16 protein-coding genes are annotated in these 18070 nt (G+C 64.6%); all 16 read right to left on the reverse strand.

Annotated elements, in window-relative coordinates; all coding sequences use genetic code 11:
- Positions 1–18: 18 nt before the first annotated feature.
- Positions 19–1296: a glutaminase gene (locus ACTU6U_RS10315; protein ID WP_443469029.1), complete on the reverse strand. Its 1278-nt coding sequence runs from the start codon at positions 1294–1296 to the stop codon at positions 19–21.
- Positions 1296–2309, reverse strand: coding sequence for an alpha/beta hydrolase family protein (locus ACTU6U_RS10320; protein WP_443469030.1), 1014 nt, complete (start codon positions 2307–2309; stop codon positions 1296–1298). The genes ACTU6U_RS10315 and ACTU6U_RS10320 overlap by 1 nt, the downstream gene beginning before the upstream one ends.
- A gap of 22 nt (positions 2310–2331) precedes the next feature.
- Positions 2332–3885, reverse strand: a complete 1554-nt coding sequence (locus ACTU6U_RS10325; protein ID WP_443469031.1) for an MFS transporter — start codon at positions 3883–3885, stop codon at positions 2332–2334.
- A 756-nt stretch (positions 3886–4641) separates the two neighbouring features.
- Positions 4642–5250 carry a flavin reductase family protein gene (locus tag ACTU6U_RS10330; protein WP_443469032.1) on the reverse strand — a complete coding sequence of 203 codons (609 nt, stop codon included), beginning with the start codon at positions 5248–5250 and terminating at the stop codon, positions 4642–4644.
- 8 nt (positions 5251–5258) lie between these two features.
- Positions 5259–5930 carry a maleylpyruvate isomerase N-terminal domain-containing protein gene (locus ACTU6U_RS10335; RefSeq protein ID WP_443469033.1) on the reverse strand — a complete coding sequence of 224 codons (672 nt, stop codon included), beginning with the start codon at positions 5928–5930 and terminating at the stop codon, positions 5259–5261.
- Between the two features lie 2 nt (positions 5931–5932).
- Positions 5933–7042, reverse strand: a complete 1110-nt coding sequence (locus tag ACTU6U_RS10340) for a cupin domain-containing protein (RefSeq protein ID WP_443469034.1) — start codon at positions 7040–7042, stop codon at positions 5933–5935.
- A gap of 51 nt (positions 7043–7093) precedes the next feature.
- Positions 7094–7492 carry an acyl-CoA thioesterase gene (locus tag ACTU6U_RS10345; protein ID WP_443469035.1) on the reverse strand — a complete coding sequence of 133 codons (399 nt, stop codon included), beginning with the start codon at positions 7490–7492 and terminating at the stop codon, positions 7094–7096.
- Entirely contained in the window at positions 7489–8391 is a 903-nt protein-coding gene (locus ACTU6U_RS10350; protein ID WP_443469036.1) for a beta-keto acid cleavage family enzyme, read from the reverse strand. The genes ACTU6U_RS10345 and ACTU6U_RS10350 overlap by 4 nt, the downstream gene beginning before the upstream one ends.
- On the reverse strand, positions 8388–10586 hold the full coding sequence (locus ACTU6U_RS10355) for a hydantoinase B/oxoprolinase family protein (protein ID WP_443469037.1): 2199 nt from the start codon (positions 10584–10586) through the stop codon (positions 8388–8390). The genes ACTU6U_RS10350 and ACTU6U_RS10355 overlap by 4 nt, the downstream gene beginning before the upstream one ends.
- Position 10587: 1 nt before the next feature.
- Positions 10588–12681 (reverse strand): hydantoinase/oxoprolinase family protein, encoded by a 2094-nt coding sequence (locus ACTU6U_RS10360; protein WP_443469038.1) that lies wholly within the window; start codon positions 12679–12681, stop codon positions 10588–10590.
- Positions 12682–12732: 51 nt separating this feature from the next.
- Positions 12733–13881 carry an alpha/beta hydrolase family protein gene (locus ACTU6U_RS10365; protein WP_443469039.1) on the reverse strand — a complete coding sequence of 383 codons (1149 nt, stop codon included), beginning with the start codon at positions 13879–13881 and terminating at the stop codon, positions 12733–12735.
- Positions 13881–14645: an SDR family NAD(P)-dependent oxidoreductase gene (locus ACTU6U_RS10370; protein ID WP_443469040.1), complete on the reverse strand. Its 765-nt coding sequence runs from the start codon at positions 14643–14645 to the stop codon at positions 13881–13883. Before ACTU6U_RS10370 ends, ACTU6U_RS10365 begins: the two co-directional genes overlap by 1 nt.
- Before the next feature lie 21 nt (positions 14646–14666).
- The gene (locus tag ACTU6U_RS10375; protein WP_443469041.1) at positions 14667–15863 is read right to left on the reverse strand and encodes an NAD(P)/FAD-dependent oxidoreductase; all 1197 of its coding nucleotides are present in this window, start codon (positions 15861–15863) and stop codon (positions 14667–14669) included.
- A 1-nt stretch (position 15864) separates the two neighbouring features.
- On the reverse strand, positions 15865–16065 hold the full coding sequence (locus tag ACTU6U_RS10380) for a ferredoxin (protein ID WP_443469042.1): 201 nt from the start codon (positions 16063–16065) through the stop codon (positions 15865–15867).
- Positions 16062–16592, reverse strand: a complete 531-nt coding sequence (locus ACTU6U_RS10385; protein WP_443469043.1) for an aromatic-ring-hydroxylating dioxygenase subunit beta — start codon at positions 16590–16592, stop codon at positions 16062–16064. The genes ACTU6U_RS10380 and ACTU6U_RS10385 overlap by 4 nt, the downstream gene beginning before the upstream one ends.
- On the reverse strand, positions 16592–18025 hold the full coding sequence (locus ACTU6U_RS10390; protein WP_443469044.1) for an aromatic ring-hydroxylating oxygenase subunit alpha: 1434 nt from the start codon (positions 18023–18025) through the stop codon (positions 16592–16594). The genes ACTU6U_RS10385 and ACTU6U_RS10390 overlap by 1 nt, the downstream gene beginning before the upstream one ends.
- Between the last annotated feature and the right edge of the window lie 45 nt (positions 18026–18070).

An 18070-nucleotide genomic window follows, 5' to 3' on the forward strand; every position in this document is an offset into this window, starting at 1 on the left:
GCGCTGCAGACCCGACCGTCACTCGGCGATCGAGCGCGGCAGAGTCATGACCACGTCGACCGGTCCCGCCTGCGCCAGCCGGGTGGCAGAGAACACGGTCTCGGGATCGACGACGAACACGCGGCGCCCTTCCGCTGTGAGCCTGCGAGCGATCTCCGCCAGCATCCGCTCAGCGACGTCGTCGAGGGAGAACACCAGAGTGAGGTCGAGGGCCACAGCGGGCTCAGTCGGCGACGCGTCAATCACCTCGCGCACGATCTTCTCCGCGCCGGCGAATCGGATGCCGCCCTGCATCTGGACCACACGCATCGCGTCCGCTCCGGTGCCGTCGACGTAATGCGACCGGACGACCGCGCGCGCGGCGGGAGGAACCGACATGACGTGCAGGCCCATATCGCCGGAGAACTGCTCGAACAGGGTCACCCCGCGGACGCTATTGCCATGCGCGTCGAGGCGCGGTGAGAACGTGGCGATACCGACCTGGCCGGGAAGCGCTCCGATGAGTCCTCCGGCCACACCGCTCTTGGCGGGGATGCCCACCTGGGTCGCCCAGTCGCCAGCGGCGTCATACATCCCGCACGTCGCCATGACGCTGAGCACCTGGCGAATCACCGACTCACTGACGACGTGCTCGCCCGTCAGCGGGTTCAGCCCGTGGTTGGCCAAGGTTGCAGCCATGATCGCGAGGTCACGGGCTGTGACGAGCACGGAGCACTGGCGGATGTAGCCGTCCACCACGGCACGGGGATCGTCATCGAGGATGTCGTGGCTGCGCAGCATGTGCGCGATGGCGAGGTTGCGGTGGGCATGCGCCATTTCTGAGGAGCACACCGACTCATCGACTGTCAGCGGGCGACCGGCGAAGGCCGACAAACCCGCGATGACTCGCCTCGTGCGCTCTGCCGCATCGAGGTCGTTCGCGCCGGCCAGCGAGTGCGCCGTGATCGCTCCCGCATTGATCATGGGGTTCAGCGGTCGACCAGAGCCGGGCTCGAGCGAGATCTGGCTGAATGCTTCACCCGACGGTTCCACGCCCACCTTGGCGAGGACCTCATCAAACCCTCGATCCGCGAGAGCCAGTGCATAGACGAAAGGCTTGGAGATCGACTGGATGGTGAATTCTGTGTCGACGTCGCCGGCCCCGTAGACGGTGCCGTCGACCATGGCGAAGGCGGCGCCCAGACAATCGGGGTCGGCAGCAGCCAGTTCCGGGATGTAGCTCGCGAGGGCTCCCGATCGATCGTGTTCGACGTGACCGAGCGCGTCGGTCAGATAGTCCGTTACAACAGAAAGCATCAGGCGACCTCTCGTCTGTCAGGTGTGTGAATGCGAGACCCGGCGTGCGCCCCGGTCATCATCGCGCGTCGCTTGCTGTCGATATGGCCGATCCGATCCACGCTGTCGCTGAACGTCGCACGAGCACAGTGCCAGCTGGCTTCGTCGACCTGCAGTGCTGAGCGCAGGTAGGCGGTGCTCATTCGCTGGACGACGGCCACACGCTCTGGGCTCTCGTCGGTGGTCTCGGCGACGTCGTATCCGACGATCCCGCCGAGGCCGTGCTCGGCGCCGTAAAGGGTGAGGAGATCGGTGGCGCCGGGACTGTACGTATAGGCGTCGGTGAACCAGTCGGGTCCGCGACTCGACATCTTGGACTGATCCTGATCGCCAGCAACGACGAGGGTCGGCGTGGCCAGCTCGCGGAACGAGGGACGCATGAACGGGAAGTTCGCCTGAGCGAAGGGGTGTAGGTCGTCTCCTCCGATACCGGTCGTCGCGAAGAGGATGCCGGCCATGACCCGGCTGTCCGACATGTCCACGCCGACCTGGCCACTCTGGTCGAGGATGCGCGCACCCAAGAGCGCCTGCGCCGTCTGCCCGCCCCAGGAATGCCCGGCAGCCGCGACACGGCTGCCGTCAACGCGGCCGGCGAGCCCGGGAACCGCGCTCTCGATCGTGTCGAGTTGGTCGAGAATCCGTGTGAGGTCCGCGATCCGCTGGATCCAGATCGTCGGGAAGACGGGATGCTCGAACCCGAAGCCGTTCCGACGGGAATCCAGATGAGTGGGCTGGATGACGACGAATCCGCGCGACGCCCAGAACGCGGTGAGTGGCGCGTAGCCGTCGAGATTCCATCCGTTGCCGTGCGAGAACACTACGACGGGCAGGTCGGCGCCGGTCGCCGGAGCAGAGACCCGCACTTCCAGCGGAACCGTCCGGCCAGGCGCGGACAACTCGAGGGGAGCGACGGAGACCACGGGTACTCCGGGGCCGATGGCCGCATCCAGTGCAGCGAGAAGCGATGAGGTCATGTTCGATTCCTTCCCAGGGGCGTCAATGGACTTCGGATTCGTGCTCCGTCGCGAGGTCTGCGTCTGCGGCCGCGCCTCGAAGCGTGACCAGAGCCCAGATCGCGGTGAGGACCATGATCGACGCACCGGCGACTCCTGTGACGATGATCGCCTCGGTGAACGCACTTTGAGCGATCTCGAGAATCGCAGCGGCCGTGTTCCCGCCGATCTCCCCCGCCACCAAGAGAGCCTCCGCCATGGTCGACGACGCCCGCTCCGCGATACTCGATCCCACATCCAGCGCGTCGGTCCCGGCAGCCACTACCCGTGAGTACCAGGCGACGAGTACTCCACCGAGCACGGCGGTGCCAAGAGTCGTTCCCAGTTCATAGGCGGTCTCCGAGATCGCGGCCGCTTGGCCTGCGCGTTCGGGCTTCACAGAACTCATGATGATGTCGTTGCTCAGCGCGAGCGCCATTCCGGCTCCGAGCGAAACCAGCGCAAGCGATGCCCCGATGAGTGCCGGATGCGACGACGGCGAAAGGAACAGTGTCAGGGCGAACCCGACCGACGAGATCAACAGCCCTGAGGCAATGACGTAGGCGGGGAGCACCTTCTTGACCAGCGCCGTTGCGACGAACGCCGCCACTGCTGCGAAAACGGCCTGCGGTATCAGCCACAGCGATGCCTCCAGCGCGTTCAGGCCCAAGACGAGCTGCAGGTACTGGACGAGCGCGAACAGAGCACCGACCATCGCGAAGATGGCGAGCAGATCGGCGATCACAGCGCCACGGAAATAGCGCACCTTGAACAGACGAACGTCGATGAGAGGCGTCGAGAGCGTGAGCTGCCTGCGCACGAAGATCGCAAGAGCCGTGAGGCCGATCACCACAGCGATGATCCCGAGGAGTATCTCCTTACCTCCCGTGAGCGACTTGATCGCGTAGACGACACCGACCATGCCGATGAGCGAGAGAGCGACGCTGAGGATGTCGATCTTGTGCAGATCCGGGTTACGACTCTCAGGCAGGAGGAGTGGACCCAGAATAAGCAGAAGAATCATGACGGGGATGTTCATCAGGAACGCCGCCTGCCAGTTGAATGTCTCAATCACCCACCCGCCGATGAGCGGCCCGACGGCGGCTCCGACCGACGCCATGGCCGCCCAGATCGCCATCGCATATCGGCGCTGCTGGCGGTCGAGGAACATATTGCGCACCAGCGACAACGTCGAAGGCATCATGATCGCACCGCCTACGCCCAGGAGTGCTCGTGCCGCGATCAGCATCCACGGCTCGGTCGCCAGCGCCCCGCTCACCGAGGCCACCGAGAAGACCACGGCTCCGATGAGAAGGTTGCGTCGGCGCCCGAAGCGATCGCCCACAGAGCTCATCGCGACGAGCAGCCCTGCGAGGACCAGCGAGTACACATCGATCATCCAGAGTTGCTGGACCCCGGTGGGACTCAACTCAGCGGAGATCGCAGGAAGTCCCAGGACTAGCACGGTGCCGTCGATCGTGATCAGCAGCAGCGGCAGAACCAAGACGACGAGACCGAGCCAGGTACTGCCGGTGGCCTTCGGAGGGGCGATGGTCATGATGGTCTCCTCATTCTCGACTAAACGAAACTCAAATCAACACTCAATATAACAGTCCTATTGGTCGGTAATTCCGACTTACTAGACCGTATTGAGGTGATCCACGCTCGGCAAACTGACTGTGGAGCAATAGGACACCCTGTCCTCGCGACACGGTCAACCTGCGAATCTGTGATCACGCAGCGCAGAGGCCCAGAGGGCACGAAAGAGGCCCGAACCCGCGAGATTTCGCGGATCCGGGCCTCTGACCAGGGCTTTTCAGCCAGGGCTTCTCAAAAAACGCCTAGAAGTCCCAGTAGTTGCCCGATGAGCTACTAGGCCCGGAATCTTGCGGATTCTGCGGCACGTCGCTTCACTCGTGCGTTCTGCGTGCCACTCGCCTCGGAACTGGCTTTCCAAGCCCCGCCTTGGATCGGTGACTGTTGACCAAGGCTAGCTCGCTCGCGCGCCCGCGGCCAGGAATTATGGGCCATCCTGGCGGCAAGAGATCTAACCTGTGACCCTTGCATGTCTTACGGGCGAGCTGCCAGCTGCGCCACAGCGATCGCGTCGACCATGCGCATCTACTATGTGGACCGGTGACTGAACAGCTCCCGCTCCATTGACCAGCAGGATCCAGAACTAGCCGCCACCGAATTTCTCCGTCGCGGTGGCTACAAGGTCAGCGTTGATGTCCACGAACGCGACGCACTCGCCCGCTGGCCTTCCACCCAGACCTCATCCCAGCGGCCACAGATGAGTCATGACTCAGTTCACCTATTGAGGCAGCACCGGGAGCTCGACGATCTCATTGATCCCGGTGTAGCGGGGTCCTCCGAGGCGAGCAAGCGGCTGCAGCCGGGTGGAGTCGATTCGACCGTTCTCGACAAGGATGTCGTCATGGAGGTGCCAGCCCAGCACGCTGCCGACGATGAAGTCACCGCCGGTCTCGGAGAAGCGCGTGATCGAGTGCAAGCGCATCTCCATGGCGATGGCCGCAGCTGCGAGCCGCGGCACCTTCACGATGGAGGAAGGCGCGAGCTCAAGGCCGACTCGCTCTACCTCGCTCTCGTCAGGTCCGAACCGTTCGGAGCTGGCGTGCAGCGCATTCACCTCGCTGAACCGTGCGATGTGAATGACGTATTCACCGTGGGCCTCAATGAGCCGCTTCGTATCCTTCGGCGTTCCGTCACGCCGCTGCTGAACGCAGAATCCGAGCATCGCCGGGTATTGGCTGACCCAAGTGAACGAACTGAACGGGGCGAGGTTGACTGCCTCCGGGGGAATTCCCGTCGTCACCCATGCGATCGGCCGCGGGATGATCGAACCGTTCAGGTAGCGGTACTGGTCGGCGGCGGAAGCCCCGGCTGCCTCGATGAAGACCATGCGAACCCTTATCTCTCGTGTAGAAGTTCCGGTGCGATTCGGGTACGCACCTCCGGTGGGACATCCCGCCACAAGCCGCCATTACGAAGGTCGATAGCGCGCTGCCAGATGAGTTCGGCGCGCCCCCAGACCGAATCACGAAAGTTCATGGTGCGACCCGATACCTCGATCTCGCGGTCCCAGTCATCGTCGCCGAGGTCGCGCCATTCAACGTTCAAGTGCGTGGTGGCGTGCCATGCGAGGTAGCGCAGCGCGCGCGACGGCAGGCTCTCGCCTCGCTCCAGCTGCGCACGGTGACCGGCCTCAGAAATTTGCGGCGCTGTTGACTGCACACGCACGGCTTCGACGGCCTCGGCCATCCAACGAGCCTGATATCCGACTTCGGCGACGACGTAGCGACGGCTCCGACCGGGGATCGCGGATTCGTCATCCAGCTCTGCGTCACTCAGCTCCTGCAACTTCCGCAGGAAGTAGGCAGTCCCGCGTCGGGCGAGCGTGAGCGCCTCGCGAGGTGCCCGGTCGGAGTCGTACCGTGCGCCGGCACCAAGCCGATTGCGCAGTTCGATCTGGTCCGGGGCGAGCGAGCGCAGCTCGTAGCTCGAGCCCTCCGCTTGCTCGGCGACGAGTGCATCGTGGCTCAGGTGCGTCCCAGAAACTGTCGGGATGCGTGCGTCGCCCATGATCAGTCGACGTTCCCCTCGAGGTGCACCCGGGCCAGCCCGAGCGCCTCGAAGATCGGGTGGTCCGAGAACTGGAACACGTCCATCTGCGTTGCAGCTTTGATCGAGTACGCAGCCCACGACGGCACAGCGAGAATGTCGCCGTGTTCGACCGCGTATTCGGTGCCGTTGATCTCGATGAAGCCACTGCCGTCGAAGATCTGCAGCACGCTCGATCCGACTTCCCGACGCGTCGTAGTCTGCACATCAGGTCGAAGCCTGTGGAACTGTGCACGAATGGTGGCCATGACATCGCCACCGGTCGTCGGGTTGATGAAGCGGATGGCGGCGTGGCCAGGCTCGATCGTGGCCGGGTGTCCCTCGTCTTCGAGAAAAAGCTGGTCGGTGAGCGCGGAGTCCGTGTACTTCCAGCGGTAGGCGCCGATGGGGCTCGAGACCGTGTTCTCCAACCCTGACAGCGGCCGCAGCCCAGGGTGGGCCCACAGCCGTTCGCTCCGCGAGTAGTCCGGGGTCGCGTAGTCCGTGACGCGATCCGAACCGAACTCGAAGAAGCCGGTGTCCATCTGGTACGCGAACGGGATATCGAGACCGTCGATCCACGTCATCGACTCGTCGGTTTCGTTGTGGTGGCCGTGGAAGGCCCAGCCCGGCGTCAGGAGGAAGTCGCCGCGGCTCATCCGGACGGGGTCGCCGTTGACGACGGTCCACACTCCCTCCCCGGACGTCACGAAACGGAACGCGTTCTGAGAGTGCCGGTGTTCGGGAGCTGTCTCCCGGGGACCGAGCTGCTGAATCGCCGCCCACAGGGTGGGGGTGATGTACGGCCGACCACTGAGGCCGGGGTTGGCAAGGCCGATCGCACGCCGTTCCCCTCCTCGACCCACAGGCACGAGCGCGCCCGCACGCTCGGCGAGCGGGCGCAGCTCGCTCCAGCGCCAAAGATGCGGCACGGCCTTGGGCTGCGGCGCCATCGGCATGAGGTCGTCGATCTGCGTCCACAGCGGCTTGAGGTGCAGCGAATCGAAGCTCTCGTACAGATCGCGGAGCTCTAGGTTGTCATGCGGTCCGCCCGGGTGGGAGAACATCGAGTGATCAAGAGGAACGTCAGTCATGATGATTCCTTTCCAGGAAGGCGTGCGACGCACGCATTCGCGTGGTGGCTGTCAAACCGTCGGGGCGTTGATCGTGGATTCGAGGCGTAATCGCAGCGCGATGGGGACCGGTGCCGCACGACCCGCGTCATCGACGTGCACGACGGTGTGTGTCCCTCGCACACAAACGTCTCCTGCCGCGGTCACCGTCCACGAGTAGGTGATGGAGCTATTTCCGAGACGGTCGACGTCGAGGTGCATCACGTACTCGTCGCCCGCTACGAGCGGCTTCTCGTATGTGGCCGACGTCGCGCGACGGGGAAACCGTGCGATGTCGACGTCCGAGATCACCGAACGGTAGAGGGCGTGCTCAGCGTTCTCCGCCCAGCGATACGCGGCGGTGTAGTGGAATCTCCCGGAGGCATCCGTATCAGACCAGGCCGTGGTACCCGTCATCGCGTACGCGCTCATGCCGCGGCCGAATCCAGATGGCGGAGCCCAAGAATTTCCCGGGCCTCGGTGGGTGTTGCGATTTCGTACCCGAGCTCGGTGATGATCCGCGCCGCGCGCTCGACGAGTTCCAGGTTGGTCGCCAGGCGGCCACGCGAGTAATAGAGGTTGTCCTCCAGCCCGACCCGCATGTGCCCGCCGAGCAGGAGGCCGTGCGTCGTCGCCGGAAGCTGTGTCGGGCCGATGCCCGACACACCCCACTCTGTGCCCTCGGGCAGGTGCTCTACGAGAAGTTGCAGGATCTTCGGGGTGTACGGGAGTGCACCCTGGAAGCCCTTGTGCCCACCGAGAACGATGTTGCAGTAGTAGGGCTTGGTGTCCAGCCCCGCAGCGGTGAGCTCTGCGAAGTCGGACAGGATGTGACCGAGGTTGAAGACCTCCCATTCAGGCTTGATCCCCCTTGCGAGCATCTGCTCCGCGAGCCACCGCGAGCGGCTGGGTGTGGTCGTCACGAGGTGCTCGCGTCCCTCGTATGAGGCCGTGATGGTGTGCGAATCGAGCGTGGCCATCTCGCACCCGACGCCTTCTATCCCCTTGATCCGCTCGTTCCAGTCGAGCTCCCAGAGATCATCGTTGAGCTTCACGGGCAGGTCCCCGTGAATTCCGCCCCCCGTGGAGTTGTTGATCACAATGTCCGTGCGCTCACGGATCAGCGTGTTGATCTCGGAGTAGACCTCCGGGTCGCAGGTCGCGAGCCCATCGCTTCGGCGCGCATGAACAGCCACGACGCTTGCACCGGCTTCCCAGCAGCGCGCGACGTCGTCTGCGATCTCTTGAGGAGTCACGGGGAGGTGCGGACTGGCCTCCTTCGTCGCCATACCTCCTGTGGGGGCGACGGTGAGAATGACTTTGCGGCTCATGAGCGGTCTCCGATCGGGTTGAAGCTGCCGCCTTCCCAGGCGTCGAGATTGAGATCAAGATCGTCGAGGGGCGCCTCATCCCGAAGATGGATGTCGACGGCCAGGAGCGCACCCGACACGGGACATGCCCATCCGGTGACTTCGAGGTCCTCGTGGAGGGTGTTCCCCACAGCCGTCGGCAGCTCAAGGTTGAATCGGCGTGCGCCGGACCGCCAACGCGTGGAGCCGGTCGAGAGCACTGCACCGTCTGCGCTGCGCACAACCCATTCCCCCGACTCGGACTCGCGTGAAGCGAGGATCCTGTCGCCCAGTCGCAGGATGCCAGGCTGTGCGGCGAGTTCGTGAACGTCGGCCAAGGACTTGGGGTCCGCCAGCTCACCCGACGTCACTCCCAGTCGCGCGGCTCGAAGTGCTCGGCGGAGCTCCTGTGTCGCCTCCGCATCCACGCTGCTGCCGTCGCGGTCGAGAACAACACCGTAGGTGTCCCGAGCCGCGGCGATCGACACGACCCCGTAGACGACATCGCCAAGCACTTCTTCGGGAGTCCGATCCAGGGGATCACCGATTCCCCCGCCACCCTGCCACGTCACCTCGAACAGATCGTCCGGGGTCATGGGGAACGAACCGGGTTTGGGCCCCAGCAGTTGCATGGGCTCTCCGGCAGGGGTGAACTTCTGAGCAATGAGGCTGCCAGGGAATCCGCCGGCGAGACCGGCGGAGTTGGGCACCTCAGCGCCATGTGTCATGACGAGAGCCTCAGCCTTCGGGACGGAGACCGTGATGCCGATCTCCGCAGCGAGGCCACCACGGCGGCGTCCGGCACCCCCGGTGTCGACCGCGAGTCTGCGGTAGTGGTAGAACAGCGGGTTCTTCTGCTCGTTCACCTCGACGTCCGCGATCGACGGGCACGGGGCATTGATGGGTCCGGCTGCATTCTGACCATCGTGGGAAACGAACGCTCCGAAACCGCCAGCCAACGGATCCATCAGGTGCAGGCCAAACACCTGTCCGTGCCGGTCACGGCCTGACAGGTTGAAGGTCGCCATCGTTCCCGAGCTCACGGCCTGTGCACGGTGCGCGTACTGCGGCGTCACCAAGAGGAGGCGGTTCAGCGCAGCAGACACCACGTTGCTCACCGTCCACACTGCTTCGACGGTTGCAGAGCCCACGGGCGCCGGCGGTACGGCCGTGACGACCAGTCCGTCCGGCGCAGAGATCTCGACGGGACGCAGGATGCCTTCGTTCCACGGGATCCCGAATCCCAGTGTCGGGATGACGGCGCCGGCAACGCCACCGACGAGACCTGCACGAGTGGAGTTAATGAATCCGTTCGCCTGCGGGGAGGACCCAGAGAAATCGAAGTGCAAGGAATCGCCGCGCTTGGTCAGGATGCAGTCGACGACGAAGAGGATGTCCTTCTTGCCGTCATGCTCCAGGAAGTCGCGGGCGTGAACGACGCCATCCGGAAGTTCGAGCAACCGCACCCGCATCTGGGCTTCGGCGTCGTCGACCATCGTGTGCATCACGGAGAGCACCGTTGCTTTGCCGTATCGGCCGCACAGCTCCGTGAGTCGCTCAGCGGCGACGTTCAATGTGGCGATGAACGCCCGGATGTCCAGTCCCACCTGCGCCGGCAGTCGAGATGCGGCGAGGATCATGTCGAGCACGTCCTCTCGTAGCTCCCCGCCGTCAACGAGTTTGACGGCAGGAATGCGCAGACCTTCCTGGTACACCTCGGTTGCCTTCGGTGACCACGACGCGAAGTCCATGCCACCGATGTCCGTCTCGTGTGCCATAACGCCCGCCCAGCCGAGGAGCTCCCCGTCGACGATCAGCGGCGCGCACATCTGCACGTCGTTCTGGTGCAGCGCACCGATGAACGGATCGTTGCCGATGATCCGGTCGCCGTCCTTGATGCGAGTGCCGTTCTGGAGCAGGTGCCGGATGAGCGACCCGACAGGCGGGGCTTCGAACGTCACCTGATGACCCATCGTGACAAACGATCCGTCAGGCAGGTAGATCCCCGTGAAGAAGTCGCTCGCTTCGGTCACCGTCGGGCTTCCGCTCACGGACTGGAGGGCGAGGCGCATCTGATCGGTGATGGCGATGAGGCGACTCCTCACCACCTGTCGAAGAACCTGGTCCGAGCTCGCGCCTTCCAGAGAGACGCCCGGAGATTCGGCGATCATGGTCATGTCAGTTCACCTTCACGTGGATGAGGCCGAGCTCGTCGGTGGTCGCAACCCCTGCAGGGGGAACGACGACGACGCAGCCGGGAAGCTGGATGAGCGCGGGACCCAGCAGTTGCTGGCTTGGCGCAGGGTTTCGGACGGTGTAGACCTTGGCCATGTCCGGCTTGTCGGGATCGTCGAAGACCACTGGGCGAGACCCGACATGCACAAACTTCTCTTCGGACCGCCCGTCGCCGAGCAGGGCGGCCGGAAGCGCCGCGACCGAACGAACGGAGAGGATCTCGAAGCCGGCTTCTTTGAACCCGGCGCCCTTTCCCCACAGCTGCTCGTACGCGACTTCGAACCGCTCCAGCAGGTCCGCGATCGCATCGGCATCGGGATCCGCGAAGACGGGGATGTCGAGGTGGTGCGCTTGCCCGAAGTACCGGATCGATGCCGTGTGCGTCAAGGTCGCGTGTTCCGGGTCCGGCGTGTCAAGTGCGCGAGCCGCCGTATCGGCGATGGCGGCCGCAACGGTCGCGGCATCCTCTGCTGTCGCGCCGACACTCGGGAGGACTCGTCGGTAACTGGTACGCGCGGCAGTCGTCTTGAGGTCCGAGGTGCCCGCTCCGAATCCGGACTGAGCAGTGGCGGTGCCCGGAACGATGAAACCGGCGAGACCGGCTTCGCGGCATAGCGCCCAGGCGTGGGAGGGACCCGATCCACCGCCAGCAACAAGCGTGAATTCCCGAGGATCGTGCCCGCGCTCGATGGTGACGGCCCTGAGGAGGTCGGCCATCGCGTTGTCGAAGACGACACGAATGGCGCGCGCCGCGTGGATGGTCGGAAGACCCAGCGGAAGTCCGACCTTTTCCTCGATCGCACGCTCAGCTGCGTCACGGTCGAGCACAATGCCGCCGCTGCCGAACTGGTGCGGGTCGAGAACGCCGAGGACGAGGTCGGCATCGGTCGTCGTGGGCTCGGTTCCCCCCTTGCCGTAGCAGACCGGGCCGGGCTCGGCACCTGCGCTGCGCGGCCCGACCGAGAGGACGCCGCCCTCGACAGCGGCGATGGATCCACCGCCGGCACCGATCGAGGCGATGTCGATGCTGGGCACTCGCATATCGGCACCGCCGAAGGTGACCTGGTCGCTCATCAGCGCGCTACCGTCGACGATGACGCCGACGTCAAAGCTCGTTCCACCGACGTCCATCGTGAGCACGTGCGTCGTCCCGAGTTCCACACCGAGCTTCTGGCCGGCGACGACGCACGACGCGGGACCCGAGAGAAGGTTCGTGACGGGACGCTCAACCACGGTCGTTGCAGGCACGACACCACCGGCACTCGTCGTCATCATGATCGGTGCAATCATGCCCAGGTCGCCGAGTTGATCGGCGAGCTGCCCGAGATAGCGTCCCTGGATAGGGCCGAGCGCCGCGTTGGCGACCGTCGTGGAAGCACGTGCATATTCCCCGACCGCCGGGGCAACATCGTGAGAGAGCGACAAGAACAATTCGGGCATTTCACGCCGGATGAATGCTGCAGCCTCGTTCTCATGGACGGGGTTCTCTGTCGCCCACAGGAAGCACACGGCCACTGCTTCGACGTCGAGTTCACGCAACCGCTTCACTGCGTCGGCGAGGGAGGCCTCGTCGAGTGGGGTGCGCACGACGCCGTCCGCGTCGATACGTTCGGCAACTTCGATGACCTGCGTTCGCGGCACCAGCGGCGGAACCTGTCCACGCTGGTGGTAGTCCCCGAGGTCAAGTCCTTGCAGGCCGGCGGTTCCGCGCCGCAACCGGCCGATCTCCAGCACATCGCCGAAACCCGCTGTGGTGATCAACGCGGTGCGGGCAGCACGGCCTGTGAGGAGCGCGTTCAGACCCACCGTTGTGCCGTGGCCGAAGCGGGTGACGCCTCGGCAGAGATCCCGCACGTCAACCTGAGCGGTGTCGGCGGCGAGATGCACGGCGTTCACAACACCGGTGACGACGTCAGCGGTGGTGGGCGACTTGCAGACCCATGACTCACCGTCAGGAGAGCGAAGCCAAAGGTCGGTGAAGGTGCCGCCGACATCGGTCCCGATGGACCAGCCGGATTGCAGGGTAGGGGAAGCCATTCGATGCCTCTTCGATTCGTAGGTGTACGTGTGTGGGGAAAGCCATGCGCGCTAGAGGCGGGCGGCTACCCAATCGGCGATGTAGTTGGCCGGCACGGACTCGTTGTCCGCACCTGCATGGGCTGATCCGCCCTCTGCCGCGGTGAAGATCTTCAGTTCGCGGTCGGGGCTGGCCGTGGCGTTCTCGAACTCCGGCACGGCGAGGTCCATAGGAATCTGCCGGTCTTCTTCCCCGTGGGTCACGAGGAACGGCACAGTGATCTGCTCGACGACGCCCTCGAGACTCATGGATGGCGCGAACGCCAGGAACTCGTCCAGGCCCCGTTTGCCGAAGACCCACTGGACGTGATCCCAGTAGTGCGGCACCGGGTTTTCGCCCTCGCGTGCGAGACGGCGCAGCTGCAGTTCGCCCCAATTGTAATTCGCACCCCAGACGGCACAGAGCGCAAATCTCTTTTCAAACGCCGCGGCGCGAGGCGCGTAGTAGCCCCCGAGCGAGACACCCGACATGCCGATCCGGTCCGCGTTCACGTCCGGACGACCGTCGAGGTAGTCCACGGCCGCTCCGGCCCATCGCTCGCTGTCATGGATGGCGGGAAGCCCGAGTTCACGCAGCGACGCGCCAGTCCCGGGTTGGTCGACACAGAGGGTGGCGATGCCTCGCCGAGCCAACTCCGCCGGCAGCCCGAGCCGATAGAGCATCTCCTTCATCGAGTCCAGGCCGTTGCAGAAGACCATGACCGGCCATCCGCCCTCCGGTATCGGACACGCGGGCCAGGTGAAGATCGCCGGGTACGACGTGCCCTCGTAGGGCACCTCCACATATTCGGCACGCTCTCCGTTGTGTTCGATGGCGAGCTTCAGTGCCTCGACCGAGTTGCGGTACGCCACCTGTCGCGGTGCATAGTCGCGCCGCTGCATCCGCTCGGCCACGAGGTAGTAGACCGAGGCACGCGCGTATAGCGGGCCAGCCGACAAGGGGTACCCAACCGCAACCTCCGACTCGGCCCTGGCCACGAGCGTGTCGGCGAAATCAACCCAGGCACGGAAGAACTTCTCGGTGCCTTCGTCGTCCCCGTTCTCCGACTCGTTCACGAGCGACGCACTGATCTGGTCGATCTCGCCGATCAGGCCGCCGCAGTTCATCGCGATGGAGACAGACAGACTCCAGACATAGTTCGAGGGGAAATAGCGGTACATCAGGCGACCCCCATCCCGCCGTCGATCTTGAACTCCGATCCGGTGATGTCCTTCGCTGCGGGCGAGACGAGGAAGGCGACAACAGCCGCGACATCTTCAACGGTCTGGAACCGCTGCAGCGGGATGGAACGCTGGAACTCGGCCCATGCGTCATCCGTGCTCATCTTCGTCAGCGCGCTGACGCCTTCGACGACTCGATCGTGCAGCGCCGTCGCCACGATGCCGGGGTGCACCGAATTTGCGGTGATGTCGTACTGCGCGAGCTCAGCAGCCCACGACTGCGTGAGCCCGGTGACCGCGTACTTCGAGGCGCAGTAGGTTGCGACGTTCGCGACCGGCTTGAGTCCGAGGATGGAGGACATATTCACGATGCGTCCTCCACCCTTCTGGAGGGTTGGCAACACAGCTTGCGTGGTCAGGAACGTGCCCTTGAGGTTGACGTCGATGACGAGATTGAAGTCCTCCTCGGTGACTTCGACCGTCGGGTGCGCGTGGATGTTCGTGCCAGCGTTGTTGACCAGGACGTCGATGCGACCGAACTGCGCAAGGACGTGCTCGACAACTGCCCGGCCGGCCGCGGCATCCCGAACGTCATGTTGCAGGCCGATAGCGCCGGGCAGGGCTTCGGCTTGTTTCGCCACCTCTTCACCGTCGACGTCGGTAAGGACGACACGGAATCCGTCTGCGGTGAGCCGTTGCGCGATGGCGAGGCCGATCCCGCGAGCGGCACCGGTGACGATGGCGACCTGAAGGTCGTCGTTCATGTGGGTTTTCCTTCGTAGTAGTTAGTTCGCCGCAGCGAGAGCGTCCTGCAGGGAGGCCCCCGCGCGGAGCAGCTTCTTATACGTCCGCAGGGACGTGACACGCCCGCAGATCGTCACGCCGCGCAGTTCGCCGTCGCTCCCGTGTGCGATGACGAACTCGCCCGAGGCGAGATCACCTTCGATGATCTGGTCCTCGTCTCCGGCGCGGGGTTCGCCGAGGATATGGAGGGTGCGGCCGACTTGTTCGGTCCAGATGTACGGGACGGCAGCGAATTCGTCCGACGTGCCGCGGGCGGCGTTGAGGCCGACGTGGCGTCCGTGTTCGATGGCGTGCGTCCAGTGCTCGAAGCGCCGGTACCGTCCGTAGTGCGCGTCGAACGTGCTGGCGACGTCTCCTGCTGCCCAGACCGAAGGGATGTTTGTGCGGCCTGCGGCGTCAACGACGACGCCTTCGTCCAGCTCGATTCCCGAGCCGAGCAGCCATTGGGTGCGCGGCTGAGAACCGGCGCTGCCGATGAGCTGCTCTGCGGTGAGCGTGGAGCCTCCATCGCGATGGATGTCGAAGCCGTGCGGCGCTTTGTCGATTCGGGTCGCGGGGACTCCGAGTTCGAACTTCACACCGTCAGCGATGTGCAGGTCGAGCAGCCACTTCGCGAGCGTGTTCCCCAGGACCCGGCTGAGCGGCAGGTCGCACCTGTCGACGACCGTCACGGGGATGTCGCGGCTGCGCAGTGCGGACGCGACTTCCATTCCGATGAAGCCGCCGCCGAGCAGTGTCACACCCTTTCCGCTGTCGACAATCTGCCGCACGACGGCAAGGTCGGCTCTGTCACGCAAAGTCGGGACACGCTGACCGTCTGATGTGGTCAGTACGCGTGCTTCGACACCGGTCGCGATGATGACTTGGCTCCACGGCAGCGCCTCACCCCAGTCAGTGACCAGGAGGTGCCGGTCGACGTCGATACCGACCGCGCCGTGACCGGCGAGCACCTCGATGCCAAGCTTCTCGTAGTGCTCCGCAGTTCGCAGCAGTGTCGGTTCGGCGCCGTCCTTCGAGGCGACGAGCCCCTTCGAGAGCATGGGACGGTCGTAGGAGGGACGGTTCTCGGTGTCGACCACCGTGATCGGCCCCTCGTAGCCGCCTTCGCGGAGCCCGTCGGCTGCGGCGAGACCCGCAGCCGACGCGCCCACGATGATAATGGCTTCGCGCGCGCTCATCTCAGGCCTCCGCGAGGGTCAACGCCTGTGCAGGACAGGCCCGGATGGCTTCGCGGACGTCGTCGAGGTCGTCCGGCTGAAGAACGTCGCGGATGACCGTGGCGACAGGGCTGCCTGCCGGAATCTCGAAGACCTCCGGGTGTACCGCCACGCAGATGCCGTACGCCACACACTTTGTGGGGTCGACCACAACGCTTGTCACAGGAACACCGCCAGGTTCGCTGTTTTCAGCGTCGTTTCGGTCGGAATCGCCTCGCGCGAAAGCAGACGCGGACCCTCGTCGGTGAGCCGGACCAGATCGTTGCGACGGGCAGGGATCAGGTCGAAGTGCACGTCAATACCACGCTGGCGGTACAGAAGCAGTGCGCTGTGCGCCTTGACGATCGTCGGGTCTTCTGTGGCGACGACCTCGATCGAGCCCACCACGCGCAGCGTGCGCGACGGCGGCACCTCCGAGTAGGCGTGCCCGGTGTTCGTGCGGTCGATCCGGCTGCGGATGTGGGCCAACGTGTCGTTGACGCGCCACATCGTGCGAGTGATCTCTTTCGATCGCGGCTCGGTGGACTGGCGCATCGGGATCGTGTAGCGGTACTCGGCATCGAGCAGGAGGAACCAGTCCTCTTCGCGACCTTCATCCAGCAGGCGCGCTTCCAGGCTCAGGAAGTTCGCAACGGTTGCGTAGGTCTTGGCGTCTACGGCCTCGGCCGAGGTGTCTTCGATGCCGTACATCAGTGCTCTCCCTCACAGGTCGACTTCTTCTTGTCAGCGGGGCAGTTGGAGGCGGGGGCTTCCGTCTTCATGTGCTTGAGCCACTGCCGGAGGAAGTTGAACTGCGCGTGCTCCCCATAACCCGTGTTTCGGTGGATTCCGGGACCCTTCCAGTCAGGATCGGGCGATTGGTCAACGCCGGTGTTCGCACCCTCCTGCTTGTAGTGGAACTTCATGTCCTCTTTGCGCATCCACGGGCTAGCCGCTGCACGCGGGATCCCCTCCCATGCCACGGTGTCGTCCTGCTCGTACACGCCGGCGGAACCGAAGCAGAACTGCCCACCTACGGCGTCGTACTGTGCGGACTCCTCATCCTGGAAGTTCCAGACGAACTGCCAGCTCCAGAGCTCGATCTTTCCCGGGGCAACCGGCTGCCACTGGCGGAAGCTCGTGAAGACTCCGGGGCGACCGCCCGGCAGCGGCGAGAAGATCCGGATGAACGAGAAGTTCGGGAAGATCGTGCCGACCGTCGGCGGCTGGTTCTCCGCGACCCACTTCGCCGTCTCATCGAAACCACTGACGTCGAAGTTCTCGGCATATCCGGGGACGGCACCGTAGCCCCAGTACGTGAAGAACGGGCCGATTGCCTCGGTCCAGTGGTGCCCGACGAACGTGTGGCCATTGTCGAACTCATAGGTGCCGGCGATCTCGCACGTCCCCTGGAGCCCCTGGATGAGATCGATCTCCTGGATGCTGTTGTGCAGCGTGGGCAGGTGGTAAACGTCACCGGCGAAGTTCTCACCGGCGGTCTTCCAGTCACCGTTGACGATGTAGCGGTCCGGGGGCCCTGCCACCCGCATCCCGTCCGGGTGCAGTTGGGTGATGATGTCGAGCATCCAGCCCGCGCCGCCGCCCAGCCACTCCTCCAGCGGGGGCACATCCTCGGACAGGGAGGCGAAGATGAAACCGTTGCGGGACTCGACCTTGGGAGCCTTCTTCAGGCTCCAGAGCTTCGGGTCCAGCGGCTCGCCGTAGGCGCGCTGCATGAGCGGGGTACCGATCAGCGTGCCGTCGTTCGAATAGGTCCAGCCGTGGTATGGGCAGGTGAAGAAGCGGCTGTTACCGGCGTCGGTCTGGCAGACCTGGGTGCCGCGGTGCCGGCAATAGTTGGACAGCACATTGATACCACCCTTGCCGTCCCGCGTCACGATCACCGGGTCCAGGCCGATGCGCCGCTGGACGAAGTCGCCGGCGTTGGGGATCTCCGACTCGTGGGCGACAAACACCCATACGCGCGTGAAGATCCGCTCCATCTCCGCCTGGAAGACTTCGTCGCTATTGAAGATCTCAGCCGGGACGAGGTCTTGCTCCATGCTCGTCTCGACCTTGTCGAGGAGTTCGTTCAGCGGGGTTGAGAAAATTCCGTTGAACCGGTCGGGTTCGGTGACAGTCATTGTCAGTTCGTTTCTTTCGGGTCTCGTCGTTGAGGGAATACGCGC

This window comes from Microbacterium zouquanmingi (genome assembly GCF_052266695.1).
Lineage (GTDB): Bacteria > Actinomycetota > Actinomycetes > Actinomycetales > Microbacteriaceae > Microbacterium.

Coding starts and splice junctions, on each gene's coding strand:
- ACTU6U_RS10340 (WP_443469034.1), bottom strand. CDS start 7,042: ATGACTGACGTTCCTCTTGATCACTCGATGTTCTCCCACCCGGGCGGA.
- ACTU6U_RS10335 (WP_443469033.1), bottom strand. CDS start 5,930: ATGGGCGACGCACGCATCCCGACAGTTTCTGGGACGCACCTGAGCCAC.
- ACTU6U_RS10360 (WP_443469038.1), bottom strand. CDS start 12,681: ATGGCTTCCCCTACCCTGCAATCCGGCTGGTCCATCGGGACCGATGTC.
- ACTU6U_RS10365 (WP_443469039.1), bottom strand. CDS start 13,881: ATGTACCGCTATTTCCCCTCGAACTATGTCTGGAGTCTGTCTGTCTCC.
- ACTU6U_RS10345 (WP_443469035.1), bottom strand. CDS start 7,492: ATGAGCGCGTACGCGATGACGGGTACCACGGCCTGGTCTGATACGGAT.
- ACTU6U_RS10330 (WP_443469032.1), bottom strand. CDS start 5,250: ATGGTCTTCATCGAGGCAGCCGGGGCTTCCGCCGCCGACCAGTACCGC.
- ACTU6U_RS10315 (WP_443469029.1), bottom strand. CDS start 1,296: ATGCTTTCTGTTGTAACGGACTATCTGACCGACGCGCTCGGTCACGTC.
- ACTU6U_RS10390 (WP_443469044.1), bottom strand. CDS start 18,025: ATGACTGTCACCGAACCCGACCGGTTCAACGGAATTTTCTCAACCCCG.
- ACTU6U_RS10355 (WP_443469037.1), bottom strand. CDS start 10,586: ATGACCATGATCGCCGAATCTCCGGGCGTCTCTCTGGAAGGCGCGAGC.
- ACTU6U_RS10350 (WP_443469036.1), bottom strand. CDS start 8,391: ATGAGCCGCAAAGTCATTCTCACCGTCGCCCCCACAGGAGGTATGGCG.
- ACTU6U_RS10325 (WP_443469031.1), bottom strand. CDS start 3,885: ATGACCATCGCCCCTCCGAAGGCCACCGGCAGTACCTGGCTCGGTCTC.
- ACTU6U_RS10370 (WP_443469040.1), bottom strand. CDS start 14,645: ATGAACGACGACCTTCAGGTCGCCATCGTCACCGGTGCCGCTCGCGGG.
- ACTU6U_RS10320 (WP_443469030.1), bottom strand. CDS start 2,309: ATGACCTCATCGCTTCTCGCTGCACTGGATGCGGCCATCGGCCCCGGA.
- ACTU6U_RS10375 (WP_443469041.1), bottom strand. CDS start 15,863: ATGAGCGCGCGCGAAGCCATTATCATCGTGGGCGCGTCGGCTGCGGGT.
- ACTU6U_RS10385 (WP_443469043.1), bottom strand. CDS start 16,592: ATGTACGGCATCGAAGACACCTCGGCCGAGGCCGTAGACGCCAAGACC.